We start from the raw sequence: 14,228 nt of genomic DNA, 5'->3' as shown, positions 1-14,228 counted from the left end.
GTACGACAACACAGCGGTGGTCCATTGCCGAGGCGTACTCGACATACTGACGGCACCTGTGCTTGAGCGCCATCTGGCCCACACCCTTGCTGACAACCCAGCGGCGGTGATCGTCGACTTGACCGACATCGACTTCCTCGCATCGCACGGAATGGCCATCCTCATCGCCACCCATGACCGAGTATCACCGCGTCTGCCGTTCTCCGTGGTCGCAGACGGACCGACCACCAGCCGTCCGATGAAACTCGTTGGGTTACACGAGTTGATGCCGATGCACCCGCGGCTCGATCTCGCACTGGAGTACGTGCACTCCTCGAAGCGTGGCGCACTCGCCTAGCTGGCCCACACCGTCAGATACCGGCATCCAACATGGATGGCTGGATCGACGTTCGGCGGCGGCTCCCTGGGACTCCGCTACGGCGCCAGCCAGGGAGCAGCGGAAGGGTCGAAGCTGGCGAGCGCAAGCCGACTTCGGAGCAACGCTGCGGTGTGCTCTCCCAGTCCCAACACTCCGGCCGCTAACAAGTCCTCCGCAGTGTCGACATCGGTGCGCAACGACTCTCCGGCCACTGCCAGCCCCCTGGCGCCTGAGAGCGCGTGCGCGAGCGCGGAGCCCCGCCCGAACTCCGGATGAAGCTGGCGTCCACCTGTGACCAGCAACGTGGTGCCTTCCTGGCGGCGATCAGCACAGAAAGAACGGTGCGAACCTGCGGCGACAAGTGCAGCTTCGAGGTCGTTGGATCGCAGAGCCGGTAGATCAGCAGGAATGACGGCAATTCGTGAACCCCTGCGGTGCAACTCAGATGATGCGCGCCGGAGTGTGGCGTTGAGGCCAGCCTGGGGATTCTCTTTACCCCATACTTGCGCGCCGCTGTCGCGCGCGTTCTCGTGTAGGCGCGGATCGGTGGTGAGGACGACAACGTTTTCCACGGTGGGACACTGGAGGGCCGCGGTCAGCGTGTCGTTGAACATTGCGGCGACTAGGCTCTCTACCTCGACGGGTAGATGCAGGCTTGTCCGAAGGCGAGTCTTTGCTTGGTGCAGGGGTTTTGCGGGGATCAAGAGAACCACCGGCGTCGGTTCGTTATGAGTGGTGGGCATGACTGATGACTTCGTGGCCCATCGCATACGTTGTGTTGCGCTGCCGAACCGGGCGACCCGCCGCCGCGGCGAGCGCCGTCAGATCGGCAACAGAGCGCGACGAACCGTGTTCTGAACCGGCCATCCGCGAGATCGTCTCTTCCATCAGGGTTCCACCCATGTCGTCGGCCCCGCCGCGCAGGATGTCGACAGCCTGCTCGTTGCCGAGTTTGACCCATGAGCACTGAATGTGGTCGATGCGACCATGCAGAGCGAGTCGCGCGAAGGCATGTATCGCACGATTGTCGCGCACCGAAGGTCCCGGACGTGCTATCCCCGCCAGATAGATCGGGGCGTTGTGATGCACGAAAGGCAGCGGGACGAATTCGGTGAACCATGCCGCCCCGGCTTCTCTGGACCGGTCTTGCACCTGCGCCAGCACACGCAGGTGCCCGAGCCAATGCTGCGGCCGGTCGACGTGGCCGTACATCATCGTTGAGGAGGATGGAATCCCTAGCTCGTGCGCGGTCGATACCACGTCAATCCATTGTGCGGCAGGTAGTTTCCCCTTCGTTAGAATCCAGCGGATCTCGTCGTCGAGGATCTCGGCCGCCGTTCCGGGTATCGACCCGAGGCCAGCCTCCTTGAGTTCGGCGAGCCACTCGCGGACCGGCACAGCGGCCTTTGAGGCCGCTGAGACAATCTCCATCGGGGAGAACGCATGCACGTGCATACCTGGCGCCGCGTTGCGCACGGCGCGAACGATGTCCGCGTAGAAAGTGACCGGCAACTGGGGGTCGATGCCGCCTTGGATACAGACCTCCGTAGCCCCGTCAGCAGCCGCCTCGACCGCTCGCGCTGCAATCTCGGGCAGTGAGAGTCGGTAGGCATCGGCGTCGCGATCGCGCTGGGCGAAGGCGCAGAACCGGCAACCGACGTAACACACATTCGAGAAGTTGATGTTTCGGTTGACGACATAGGTAACGTCCTCTCCAACGACGTCGCGCCGAAGTTGGTCAGCCAGGTGAGCGAGTTCGTCGAGAGCCGGGCCTTCGGCGGTCAGCAGCGCCAGCGCTGCCGCCTGGTTGGAGTCCTCCAGCAGCGCAGCCGGATTGGATTCCGCCACGGCAAGTCCTGCGCGAACGTCCTGGCTCATGCGCTGCGGCGACACCGTTTGCGGTGCCCCTCGGTGCTGCGCAGCGTTGATCTCCTTGCGCAGTTCCCCCAGTCGCCATAGACCGATGAGAAGTCCGCTCGCCGATCCGAGTTACGGCCACTGGTGTCGATGCTCAGGTGCAGGTCGATGCGGCCGCTGGATTCGACCTGGTTGTCAGGTTCCTGCCAGGGACGTCCGGCGACCACGGCAGCCTCATCTGCAAGCCCGGTCTGGGGATCTGCCAGAGCCTGCACGTGGGGATGCAGGCGCGGATCGATCCATGGCGATCCTTGAAGAACATAGGCTGGGTACGCGGCCAACCTCTCCCGCAGCGAGAAGCCCATGTCGGCTGAACGCGCCCCTAGTTCGTCGATCGCCGGCCAAGGCCTCTCCGGATTTACGTGATCGGACGTGACAGGCGAGACACCACCCCAGTCGTCGATTCCTGCGCGCAGCAACAACGCAAACTGGTCGCCGACCAGGTTGGGCGGTGCCTGTAGGCGCATCTTCGGACCGAGTATCAGTCTGGCGACCGCGATCGTTGCCGCGAGCTCCTCGAGGGCAGCGTCCGGTTCGTTCGCCATCGCAGTGTCGGGCTTAGCCCGGAAGTTCTGCACAATCACTTCTTGAATGTGCCCGTGTGCGCGCGCCGCGGAGCGAATCGCAAAGAGCGACTCGGCGCGCTCGGTTCGAGTCTCGCCAATGCCGATCAGAATGCCGGTGGTGAAGGGAACTCCGACCCGTCCTGCGTCTGTGAGCGTGCGTAACCGCACCACAGGATTCTTGTCCGGGCTGCCATAGTGTGGCCCGCCCTTGGTTGACCACAATCGTGTCGCGGTCGTCTCCAGCATCATCCCCATCGACGGCGCAACGGGTTTCAGCCGGGACAGCTCTTCCCAGCTCAACACACCGGGATTGAGGTGTGGAAGTAACCCCGTACCTTCCAGAACCGCGATCGCGCATGCCCGGAGGTAATCGAGTGTCGTATCGAAACCCCTGTCACGCAACCAGGTCCGGGCAGCGGGCCATCGCTCTTCCGGCCTGTCCCCGAGTGTGAACAGCGCCTCTTTGCAGCCATGGGCCGCACCGACGCGCGCGATCTCGAGCACTTCGTCTCGTTCCAAGAACGGTGCGGGTAGGCGATGCGGGACAGTGGCGAAAGTGCAGTAATGACAACGGTCGCGGCACAACCGGGTCAGCGGGATGAACACCTTTCGCGAGTAGGTGACCACCCCGGGTCGGCCTGCATCGAGTAGGCCGGCATCTCGCACACCGGATGCGGCCTCGAGCAGCATCTCCAGCTGGTTTCCCCGCGCACCCATGAGAACCGAAGCCTCGGTAGCATCGAGCGTTGCTCCGTCGCGGGCTCTACGCAACGCACGACGTAGTGATGCAGCGTCCGAGTTCAGTTGGCCTGCTTGCGATTGATTCATGTGTTCAGGGCGCCTTATCGGCACTTCCACTCACACGGTAGTCACCGAAACCTGCGTCACGGGCGGTAAGCGCCGACGTCACGCCCGCGCGGTAGGCTTCCTTGCGCGACGACGACGATGGCAGCATGCCGCCGATTGTCTGTGAGTCCGTGGTGACGCGCAGCGACGTTCTGATTCCCATGACGTCCATCGCGCGGTGCACTGCACGCTTGTTAAGCGCCAGGACCTCCGGTGGTACCGAACTGATCCGCTCGGCCACCGCCAGTACCGCTTCTTCGAGTTCGTCGATCGGAAACGATCGATTGGCGAACCCCATCTGAGCGGCTTCCGTACCGGAGACCGAATCTCCGGTCAGCACAGCCTCCATAGCCCTTCGCAACCCGTAGATCCAGGGCTGCCAACACATATCGGGAGGGCTGATGTCGCGCACGGGCGGGTAGCCGATGATGGCATCGTCGGCGACGTAAACCAGATCGCACGCCATCGCCAGTTCCGTGCCGCCGGCAAGGCAGTAGCCATGCACTTGACCGATGACGGGAGTGTCGAAATCCCACACATCGATCCAACCGTCGACGATGTGTCGTGGCCAATGGCCATGACGGCGATTCGAGTGGCGCGAAAGCGGCTCGGAGTGATCCTGAGCCAAGTCGTATCCTGCGGACCAACACTTTCCCGCTCCTCGGATGACGATGACAGAAACGTCATCATCGAGGTCGGCAGCCCTGAGCTCTTCGAGTATTCGGCTGCGCAAGGAGTTGGACATCGCGTTGCGCTTGGCCGGTCGGTTGAGCGTGAGGCGCCGCACGCGAGCCCTCGGGTTGTCGATGAGCACCAGGTCATTCATGGTCAATTCTCCTGATCGGGAGGGATTCTGAGTCTGTCGGGCCGCCGTTGACGGTGGCGGCCTGTGCGATGTGCGTTGCCTGCAGCAGGTCGGGCTTTCCGTTCGGAAACCGCGGTACCACGGGGATGAACAGCACGTCTTTGGGTACCTTGAACCCGGCCAGCCGCGATCGGATCGCCGTCCGAATGTCGTCACCGCTGAGGGTGTCATCTTTGCGGGACACAACGGCGACCAGGCGTTGACCCCAGCGGGGGTCCGGCACCCCGACCACCAGACAGTCGGTGATTGCATCCAGGCTCCGTATGACATCCTCGACTTCTGCCGGAAAGACTTTCTCCCCACCGGTATTGACCACTTGGCCACCGCGCCCCAATGGTTCCAACCTCCCGTCGGTCAGCAGCCGGCCCAGGTCACCCAGCACCGCATAGCGCCGGCCGTCGATCACGCGGAAAGTTTCAGCTGTCTTCTGAGGATCATCGCGGTAGCACACGTCATCGGCGACCGGAAAGGCTATGCGCCCGGGCTCCCCCGGTGCGGTGTCGGTGAAGTCGTCGTCCAGAGTTCTGAGCCCGGCCACGGGGGTGAATCGGGGGCTTGATGGGTTGGCGGTCTGGGCGGTACAGATGTTCATTCCCATGAGGCCCTCGGTTGCCCCGAACACCTCCACCAACCGCAGCTGCGGGGAATGGGCGAGCAGGCCCGCCTTGGTTGCGGAATTCCAGGCCATACCAGTCGAAGTGATCGTCTTTAAGCTTGTCGGTGACTGTTCGCCGCGTCGGATTCGGTCTTCGAGGGCCTGCAGCAGTGGGCGGCCCATGGCGTCACCCACGATGGTCATCGACGTGGCGCTCCGATGTACCACGGCGTTCCATATGGCCGCAGCCTCAAATCCGGGGGTCGGCACCGTGACGACCGTGCCGCCGAGCAACAGGGTAGGCAGCGCACAGGTGACCAGGGCCGCATTGTGCATGAGCGGGGAGGCAGGTAACCCGACCGGGCTTGCCCCTCGCACGGCCAGTGCCTCAGCGGCAGCGGCGAAACTCGAAGCACCGGGGTCGTCCAACCCGACCAGCCGGGCAAACTCGCCGACCCTTCCCTGCACGCGGGAACGCATCGGGTAGGTCAACGCTTTGGGCAGCCCGGTGGTGCCCCCGGTGTAGACGACAAGGGGGTCGTCGCCGGAGCGTTCGACCGGCGTCATCGGAGCCACAGCCGCGAGGGCGTCTTCGTAGTCGAGAACCCCTGGTGGCAAAGACGATATCCCTCCCTCGGTGCCGTCCTGCACCATCAGTAGCAGCGACAGACTCGGGATGCGATCTATGATCGCGAGAATCCGTTCTGCGAATGCTGCGCCGAACACCAGCACTTCACAGTCGCTACCTTGCAGGAGGCTCGCCAGCTCCTCCTCTGCGTACCGGTAGTTGATGCTGATCGGCACACCTCTGACTTTTAAGGTGGCGAAGTAGCTTTCGAGGTACTCGTTGCAGTTGCGCAGACAGATTCCTACCGCACCGTGCCGCGAGAGCTGGGCCTGGTGCAAAACGCCGGCAAGGCGTGACGCACGGTCGTCGAACTCTCCCCAGCTGCGCACGACCTCCCCCGAAATCAATGCCGGCAGGGCCGGACGGTCGCACGCGATCGTTTCGAGCACATCGGCGAAATGAAACTCTGCCGCTTGTCCGCCGTGCGCGTGATGCCTCCGCGCCGGGGTGTGAAGGTCAGGACTGGACAAGCTCGGCTCCTAATGCGTCGTAATGCTCCGACGGCGCCCCGAACAGTGCTTTGGTCGCCACCGCTCTCTTGAGGTACCAATGAGCGTCGTGCTCCCAGGTGATCGCGATGCCGCCGTGCACCTGCACACTGGTGGTTGCGGCCAGCTGCAGCGCAGCGGCAGCCTGGCTCCACGCAGCGCGTGGTGCGCGAGACGCCGTTCCGCCGCTGAGTTCCCACGCGGCAAGCCACGTGGCCCGTCGAGCCAGCGTCACCTCAACGAACACATCGGACAGCAGGTGCTTGATAGCTTGGAAAGATCCGATCGGCCGCCCGAATTGCACGCGGCCGTTTGCATAGGACACCGCCATTTCGAGGCATTTCTGGGCCGCACCGATCTGCTCGGCGGCCAAAGCAGTTGCAGCGTAGGCCACGCAGCGATCGTATGCATCAGACACTGCAGACCCACGCGCCAGTAGGTATCCGGGGGCTCTGTCGAAGATCACGTCACCGAACCTCTGGGTCGGATCGATCGATTCGTGAGTGTGCAGGGACAACTGCGAACCCAGTTGCACCGCAACAAGTTCATCGGCGCCGGTGACCAGCAGTAAGAGCTGAGCGTCTTCAGCGTAGGGAATGGGACCTACGGCTCCGCTCACGGTTGTCGGTCCCGGCGAGTGCGTACCTAGCTCTACACCGTCAGCCTTGTTCGCCGAGACCGACACAACGAGCTCCCCGCTTGCGAGACGGGCCGAAATGTTCGCACCTTCATCGTCTGCGGAGGCTGCCAGCAAGATCGGCGCCTGCACCAGAGATGCGAGGTAGGGCCCCGCGAGAAGGTACCGGCCAAGTTCTTCGAAAGTGGCCACCGTGTCGAGAAGGTCGCCGTCGGAACCGCCGACCGCATCGGGTAGCAGCATTCCGTGCAGGCCGATCTCCGTAGCCAGGCGACGCCAGATCTTGGCATCGAACGGGCCCTCCGTCGAGCCACTTTCGCGGACTGTTGCGAGAGGGTCTGCGGCATCGAGGAACTGACGGAGCGCACCGCTGAGAGCCCGCTGTTCATCGTTCGGATCGAGGTTCATCGCGTTCGGTCAGCCTTTCGCGGCGACCGGCTCGCGGGGAAGCCCCAGCAGCTGCTCACCGATTGTGTTCTTCTGGATTTGTTCAGAACCGCCGTAGATCGTTGCCGCGCGGGTGAACAGGAAATCTCTTGCCCACGTCGTGGTGGACAGCGGATCTGTCCCCAGAGGCTGCGCGCGCAGATTCTCCAGTCCCGGGTGGCCAGTCAAATTGTTGGCCGTAGCGCCCAGCACATCGATCGCCAGTTCATGAACGCGCTGACGATGCTGCGACACACGCAGTTTCACGATCGACGAGACGGGACCGACCTCAGTGCTACTGGCAGTTTCACCCAACAACCACAGACCGAATGCCCGCTGGAGTTCGACGTCGGCCGCCAGCTTACCCAGCCTGCGACGAATCTCGTCGTCACCGCCGAGTCCGCACGCAGTGATGAGCTTGCCCAGCCTCTCGATCTCGATACGGCTGGCCAGCGCCAGCGACAGCCCATTGGCGCCCCGCTCATGCCCGAGCAGAGTCAGGGCAACTTTGGCACCGTTTCCCACGCCGCCGATGACGTCATCGGCCGATGCGAAGGCACCGTTGAAGAAGACCTCACAAAATTCACTCTCGCCATTGAGGTTTCGGATGCCCCGCACCTCAATCCCAGGCTGATCGAGCTCTGCCACCAGGAACGACAGCCCACGCGACTTACGTTCTTCTACGCTCGTACGGGCCAGAAGGAAGATCCAGTTGGCGGTCAAACCAGCCGTCTGCCAAATTTTCTGACCGGTGAGCGTAAAACCGCCCTCGGTCGGCTCCGCACGAGTCCTGAGCCCGAACAGATCAGATCCCGCCTCCGGTTCGGAATAGCCCTGCGCCCAGCGAATCTCACCGCTCAATGTCGCCGGCAGGAAACGTTGCTTCTGCTCCTCGGTCCCCCAGGCCAGCACCGCGGGCCCGAGGAGGGTGATCCCGATCCCGTCGTTGGTGGCCGGGTACTGCGGCACGCCAGCGCCGACGAACTCTTCGATCACAATCGAATACTCGACAGGACCCAAGCCCCGACCGCCATAGGCGGTGGGCCAGTGCGGAGCCAGAAAGTTGTGCTCAACCAGCGCCGCCCGCCACGCGGTCCTGAACTCCTGCGCCGCCGCTGGGTCGAGCGCGCCCTCGCCGGCCCAGTCGGCACCGACATGGGCGCCGATGAAGGCGCGAACCTCGGAGCGCAGCTGCCCCGCGGCATCCGAAATACCTAAATCCACAGGTCTTCTCCTCGCTCGATGGGCAGATCAGCCGATACGGAAGGGGTCACGGGTTTCGCCGGCGAGTTCGATCCACACCGATTTCGTTTCGAGGTAGGAATCGAGCGCCTCCTGCCCGTTCTCGCGTCCGAGTCCACTGGCCTTCATTCCACCGAATGGCACCCCGGGGGCGTTGGTGCGGTAGGCATTTACCCACACCGTTCCGGCCTTGAGTGCAGCGGCGCACCGATGAGCCCGGCGAACGTCGCTGGTCCATACACCGGCCGCCAAACCGTAAGGCGTGTCGTTGGCAAGCCGGATCGCCTCTTCTTCGGTGTCGAACGGAAGCAAGCCCACCACCGGACCGAAGACCTCTTCCTGCATCACCGCCATCGTCGGCGTGACTCCGGTCAAGACGGCCGGACGGACGAAGTACTTGCCCACAGTCGGGTCCAGGCCCCCGCCGGGCGAGATCTGCGCACCATCGTCGACGGCTGCAGACAGGATCTGCGATACCCGCGCGAACTGGGGAGCGGTGGATATGGGACCGATATCGGTGGCGGGATCGCTGGGATCGCCGATAGTGATCGTCGCGGCCCTGGCGGCCAGGCGGTGAGCGAACTCGTCATAGATCCTGCGATGTACGAGTACTCGTGATCCCGCAGTGCAGAACTGGCCAGAGGCTGCGAACACGCCCGCCACCACGCCGTTGGTGGCCTGGTCCAGATCGGCGTCGGCGAAGACGACCTGGGGTGACTTGCCACCTAATTCGAGAGTCACTGCGGCCAGATGACCCAAGGCGGCCTGCGCGACGGCTACGCCGGTCCGTGTGGAGCCGGTGAATGCCACCTTGTCGACATCGGGATGGGACACAAGACGTGCACCTACGTCCCGCGACTGCCCGGTCAGGACGTTGAATACGCCCGGGGGAAAGCCCGCTTCCTGAACTCGGGCGGCGAAAGCGAGTGTTGATGCGGGCGTGAACTCCGACGGCTTGGCCACGAACGTGCACCCCGCCGCAAGCGCCGGCGCCAGCTTGAAAGCCAGCAGGATCAGGGGCGCGTTCCACGGCAGGACTGCGGCGACCACTCCGACCGGTTGTCGCAGGGAGTAGACGTGAAAGTTGGGATGCGCCTCCTGGAAGGACCGACCTTCGATCTTGTCGGCATGGCCGGCGAAGTACCGCAGCCAGGTGGCAACGTAGGCCGATTGTGCGTTCGCGTCCCGGTAGGGCTTGCCATTGTCACGGGTTTCGATCTCGGCCAGGTCGTGAGCGTCGCGCTCGACGATATCGGCCAGACGCAGCATCAGGCGGGCGCGCTCGTGACCCGGTGTCCGTCCCCATTCCCCGGCCAGCGACATGCGCGCCGCCGCCACCGCACGGTCGACATCCGCGCTGCTGGCATCGGCGACTCGCGCCCAACTGCGGCACGCGTACGGATCCTCAGACTCATAGATGGCTCCGGTCGATGACGCGGTGAATTCTCCATCGATGAACAACTCGTACAGCGGCAGGCTTTCCGGCGTAACGGTCATCCCATCACTCCAGAGTTCCTTCGTCCGTGCAACACCTTCGGTGTTGGCCTGTCAGCGACGAGCGCGGCCATAGTGGTTCCTCCAGAAGTCGGTGTGCCCCACCAACGCTAGGGCGCTGCGCGTCGGATCCCGCTCACCACCGCGGCCGCGCTTGTGGGGCATTCCAATGACCAGATCGGCGTTACTGGCGCTGTGAGGTGTGAGCTGACCACCTCGGGCTCATGTCGCGCGGCTGAGTACGAACTTCCCAATATGCGCAAGAGCGTGCCGGCTGGCACGCACCTTGTCGGCCCATTCCAGGAAGCCGTGTGGCATGGTCGGGTACGTGGCGAGCCGGGTACTGACGCCCGAAGCGTTCAGCGCGTTCCCGTACGACACTCCGTCGCGGTGGAGTATGTCCAGACCGGCCAACACGATCAGCGTGGGGGGCAGACGGCTCAGCTCTTGGTGCAGCGGTGAGAAGAGCTGGGGCGCTGCCGTTTCAGCATTCCCGAGGTAAAGCCGCCAACAGGTGGACAGCGCCTCGGCAGTCAATGTAGGTGAGTAGACATTCGGCGTGACGTCCGGTACCGAGTGATTCGTCACCGGGTACGCCAGCACCTGTCCTGCCAGCGGCATGGGCCCGCTGGCGGATGCGGCCGCCAGGGTGACCAGGTTGCCGCCGGCACTGTCGCCGCCGACCACGACGCGGTCAAGGCGATGCCCGAGAGCGGTTGTACCCGCTGTGGTTTGCGTCCAGTCGATGACGGCGCGAACTTCGTCGACTGCACGCGGGAAAGGGGCTTCCGGCGCCAGTGAGTAGTCGATCGACAGTGTTCTGGTGTGACTGGCGGTGGCAAGGGCTGCCGCCGTTCCGTCGAATCCCGCGACGGACCCGGAGATCCATCCTCCACCGTGCGCCCACACAAGTAGACCGGCTGTGCTCACGTCTGCAGGCGTGTAGAGCCGAGCTCTCACGAATCCGCGGGACTGCATGTCGATGTGGATGTCGTCGGTCGTCATGCGTGCTGGCACCGGTGGTGCGAATAGTCGTCCGGCGGTCGCGTACTTCAGCCTCAACTGTTCGAGATTCGCCGCAGGCATCTTCGCACGTGCGGCGACAACGGCTTCGGCGTCAGGATCCATGGCTGCTGAGGGCAATTCGGACGCTGCACTCATCGGTTCTTTCGGGTCGAAGGAGGTGAGCGGCACCGTCGCCTCACAGTCCCGGCGCGAGTGCTCACCGCCAACGCTACGTAGCGGGCGCGACAACCGGCGCGGATTACCAGACGCGCTGTGGAAAACTCCAAACCGCGTTCCCTCGCGCCAGGCGCGGTCTCACCCCGCGCAGGGAGACGTCCAGGGCAGGTCGCCTACGAGACGCATGGCCGAAACGGTGAGCTCGGCGCGCAGCTGTCCCCCGGGGTCGTTGAGGAGATCGAGTCCCGTTAATTTTTCGATGCGGGCGAGCCTGTAGCGCACGGTGTTTTCGTGCACGCTCAACGCGCGCGCGCACCGTCGTACGTTGAAGGACTCCACGAATACCTGCAGGGTCACCAGAAGGTCGTCTTCACCCGCAGCTCCGTCGAGGCCCTGTATCTGTTTACGGGCAAACGCGCGGACTTCGTGGACGTCTGCTGACGCCATGAAGGGCAGAGCCGGCCCGAAGTCGGACACCCTGGCTACTCGGGGAAATTTAAGGTGCCGGAAGCGATGAACACAACGCATCGCCTGTTGGCACTCTGCATTGGCTTCCATAGTCGCACCCAGTGCCGTGAAGGGCCCCGAAATCACTGCCGACACGTCGGCAAGCATTGGCTGACTCTCCAAGATGTCGCTGAGGGCAGCGGCGAGGTCGCGCGACGCCGACGGCGCCGTGGCAAGGACAGCCAGACCAGCTCTGTTCACGCACGGAACGGCGACAACGGGACCCAACACCGTGCTCATTGAGTCAGTAAGGCATTCCACCGCCGCCGGTCGCAGCTCCGCCGACAGCGGTTCGAACAGGACCAGGATGCGCGCCGTATCAGGATCGAAACCCGCCGCCTGGGCGCGACCCTCCAGTCCGGCGTCGTCGGTGTCTCCGCCCACGATGTCCTGGGCGACAGCTGAGCGCAGCGCCGCCACCGTGGTTGCGCCGTGGCCAGCGATTGCCAGGCTTCCGCCGTACCGCGTCGCAACGCGTGCTGATACCTCGGTTTCGAAGGGCTGGAACGTCTTGCCGGCCTCATGAACGACCAGAACGCCCCAGTTCTCGGCGCCCAGGCCCACTGGGGCGATGATGCTCTTTGAGTGCACGCCGATCGCGGGTAGCGGACCAACGATGCGGGTCTGACCGCGGCGCACGTGCTCCAGCTCAGCGGCGATCTTTGGGTGCGAACGGACAGCCTTGCTGCCGAGATCCAGTGGCACACCCTTGACGCCTGCTGTCCCGACCGTCCTCCACGCCCAGTTGTACAACGAGACGGGGCGACCGAGGAGTCGAGCGGCATTACGCGCACACAGTGGCGGCGCCAACCCCTCCGACGTCACTCCCTCTAGAAGAGATTCCAGGCGAGCCAGCCGCCGCAGTGCCTCGTTCTCCTTACGCGCGCACTGCAGCGCGTCCTTGCGTTCGATCAGCACCGATGCCGACACCAATGCCGAACCGCACAGCGCTCCCAGCTGGCGCGCGGCCTCTATCTGCCACTGCGAATAGGTCACCTGTTCGAACTCATTGTCGAGGAAGGCCAAAGCGACGGTTTTCTCGCCGAACATGATCGGAACGCCGATCATCGAGTAGACGCCGAGCGCCGTGGAAGCGCGGGCGATAGGAGACATCCGTGGATCACCGCGGGTGTCTTCCACAACAACTGGGGCTCGGCGGGCGAGAACCTCCGCAGAGAAGGGGTCCGAGCCATCCAACATTCGCTGCCCTTGCGCGGTGTAATCCGACTTACCCAGCGAGAGGGCAAGCCGATAGCCCGATGACGAGGGATCCGGAAGCCGCAGTGAGCACCGGCTCACACCCGTAGACGCTGCAAATACCTGCGCCACCCTGCGGAGCACCGTAGCGAAATCAGCGGCCTCGTGCGCGGCCTCGGCGATGGAGTTCACGCCTTCGATGACAGAAGGGAGAACATCGGCCCGTTCGCTGGTGCGGTACACGGGTACGACCACAGTCATCTACACAGATCCTTCGGTCTACAGCGGTACGAGGCCCAGAGTATGACCCACGACACATTAAAGCGTCAATGAGTTGACGTACACACCAGTGGACGTGTGATCCGGCGGGCCGCTCACCGGTGGTTTCCGCTAGTCACTCTGACGGAGCTGGGTGGAGATTCCCACAACACCCGTAGTGACGCGCTGCGCCTTCGCGAGAAGTTCTCCGTACCGTCGGCGCCAACCGAGCTGGAGTTGGAGGATATGGCAATCGATCTCGAGGTCACTGACCACATCGCGCTGGTCACCCTCAACAGTCCGCATCGGCTCAACGCCATGGATGCAGCCGACTATCAAGGACTCTCCGACGCGTGGGCGGACATCCGTGACAACCCGAAGATCCGGGTTGCCATCGTCACCGGCGCCGGGGACCGAGCCTTCAGTACCGGTGCCGATCTGAAGAGTTTCCTCGGCACCACCACTGACCTGTCAGATTTCTGGCTCACCCAGCAGGGGCAGCTGCTTAACCGGGGCATCGAGATGTGGAAGCCCGTGATCGCCGCCGTCAACGGTCACTGCCTCGGCGGCGGGCTGACTCTGATGCTGGCCACCGATATTCGTATCGCCACCCATTCGGCGTCGTTCGGTCTGGGCGAGGTCAAGCGCGGCGTGCTGGCTGCCAACGGTGGCACGCAGCGCCTCATCGAGCAGATGCCCCACGCGGTGGCAATGGAGTTGCTGCTCACCGGGAACACCTTCGATGCCGATACCGCGTTGCGATGGGGCGTGATCAACAAAGTTGTCGATCCGCCCAACCTCCTCGATGAAGCGCTCGCCATCGCCGAACAAATCAGCACCAATGCCCCCCTGGCGGTTCAGGCCACCAAAGAGCTGGCGCTGCGGTCCCGCGACGTGGATCGGGCCACCGGCCTGCGGATGGAAGAAGCCATGCTCAAACTGCTCCGCTATACCGAGGATGCGCTCGAAGGCCCGAGAGCCTTCGCCGAGAAGCGCTCCCCCAACTTCACCGGTCGCTGAGG

Annotated in this window: 10 protein-coding genes and 1 pseudogene; 2 read left to right on the top strand and 9 right to left on the bottom strand. The window is 63.8% G+C overall.

The window, feature by feature from the left end:
• Positions 1-58: 58 nt before the first annotated feature.
• On the top strand, positions 59-337 hold the full coding sequence (locus BVC93_RS21835) for an STAS domain-containing protein (protein WP_236950060.1): 279 nt from the start codon (positions 59-61) through the stop codon (positions 335-337).
• 77 nt (positions 338-414) lie between these two features.
• On the opposite strand, the gene cofC is transcribed toward BVC93_RS21835, so the two are convergent.
• The 9 genes and pseudogenes from cofC to BVC93_RS21790 all read right to left on the bottom strand — a co-directional run bounded on the left by cofC (position 415) and on the right by BVC93_RS21790 (position 13,209).
• Positions 415-1,101, bottom strand: a complete 687-nt coding sequence (gene cofC / locus BVC93_RS21830) for a 2-phospho-L-lactate guanylyltransferase (RefSeq protein ID WP_083739290.1) — start codon at positions 1,099-1,101, stop codon at positions 415-417.
• Positions 1,085-3,669, bottom strand: a pseudogene (locus BVC93_RS21825) (bifunctional FO biosynthesis protein CofGH). Before BVC93_RS21825 ends, cofC begins: the two are co-directional and overlap by 17 nt.
• Before the next feature lie 4 nt (positions 3,670-3,673).
• The gene (locus tag BVC93_RS21820) at positions 3,674-4,513 is read right to left on the bottom strand and encodes an enoyl-CoA hydratase-related protein (protein WP_083739289.1); all 840 of its coding nucleotides are present in this window, start codon (positions 4,511-4,513) and stop codon (positions 3,674-3,676) included.
• A complete protein-coding gene (locus tag BVC93_RS21815) occupies positions 4,506-6,104 on the bottom strand; it encodes an AMP-binding protein (RefSeq protein WP_192860057.1) in 1,599 nt (532 codons plus the stop codon). The genes BVC93_RS21820 and BVC93_RS21815 overlap by 8 nt, the downstream gene beginning before the upstream one ends.
• A gap of 127 nt (positions 6,105-6,231) precedes the next feature.
• The gene (locus BVC93_RS21810; protein WP_083739287.1) at positions 6,232-7,308 is read right to left on the bottom strand and encodes an acyl-CoA dehydrogenase family protein; all 1,077 of its coding nucleotides are present in this window, start codon (positions 7,306-7,308) and stop codon (positions 6,232-6,234) included.
• 9 nt (positions 7,309-7,317) lie between these two features.
• Positions 7,318-8,550 carry an acyl-CoA dehydrogenase family protein gene (locus tag BVC93_RS21805; RefSeq protein ID WP_083739286.1) on the bottom strand — a complete coding sequence of 411 codons (1,233 nt, stop codon included), beginning with the start codon at positions 8,548-8,550 and terminating at the stop codon, positions 7,318-7,320.
• Positions 8,551-8,577: 27 nt separating this feature from the next.
• A complete protein-coding gene (locus tag BVC93_RS21800; protein ID WP_083739285.1) occupies positions 8,578-10,065 on the bottom strand; it encodes an aldehyde dehydrogenase in 1,488 nt (495 codons plus the stop codon).
• 219 nt (positions 10,066-10,284) lie between these two features.
• On the bottom strand, positions 10,285-11,223 hold the full coding sequence (locus BVC93_RS21795; protein WP_083739284.1) for an alpha/beta hydrolase: 939 nt from the start codon (positions 11,221-11,223) through the stop codon (positions 10,285-10,287).
• A gap of 159 nt (positions 11,224-11,382) precedes the next feature.
• Complete coding sequence (locus BVC93_RS21790; protein WP_083739283.1) at positions 11,383-13,209, bottom strand: GAF domain-containing protein; 1,827 nt, start codon at positions 13,207-13,209, stop codon at positions 11,383-11,385.
• A 243-nt stretch (positions 13,210-13,452) separates the two neighbouring features.
• On the opposite strand from BVC93_RS21790, the gene BVC93_RS21785 reads away from it, so the two are divergent.
• Positions 13,453-14,226 (top strand): enoyl-CoA hydratase/isomerase family protein, encoded by a 774-nt coding sequence (locus BVC93_RS21785; protein WP_083741228.1) that lies wholly within the window; start codon positions 13,453-13,455, stop codon positions 14,224-14,226.
• Positions 14,227-14,228: the final 2 nt, after the last annotated feature.

Origin of the sequence: Mycobacterium sp. MS1601, assembly GCF_001984215.1 — a bacterium.
GTDB lineage: Bacteria > Actinomycetota > Actinomycetes > Mycobacteriales > Mycobacteriaceae > Mycobacterium.
This window is presented reverse-complemented; position numbering and strand designations above follow the sequence as displayed.

Bases quoted from the DNA above. Each gene is read 5' to 3' on its own strand.
- BVC93_RS21795 (WP_083739284.1), bottom strand. From the start codon at position 11,223: ATGAGTGCAGCGTCCGAATTGCCCTCAGCAGCCATGGATCCTGACGCC.
- BVC93_RS21790 (WP_083739283.1), bottom strand. From the start codon at position 13,209: ATGACTGTGGTCGTACCCGTGTACCGCACCAGCGAACGGGCCGATGTT.
- BVC93_RS21785 (WP_083741228.1), top strand. From the start codon at position 13,453: ATGGCAATCGATCTCGAGGTCACTGACCACATCGCGCTGGTCACCCTC.
- BVC93_RS21810 (WP_083739287.1), bottom strand. From the start codon at position 7,308: ATGAACCTCGATCCGAACGATGAACAGCGGGCTCTCAGCGGTGCGCTC.
- cofC (WP_083739290.1), bottom strand. From the start codon at position 1,101: ATGCCCACCACTCATAACGAACCGACGCCGGTGGTTCTCTTGATCCCC.
- BVC93_RS21800 (WP_083739285.1), bottom strand. From the start codon at position 10,065: ATGACCGTTACGCCGGAAAGCCTGCCGCTGTACGAGTTGTTCATCGAT.
- BVC93_RS21820 (WP_083739289.1), bottom strand. From the start codon at position 4,513: ATGAATGACCTGGTGCTCATCGACAACCCGAGGGCTCGCGTGCGGCGC.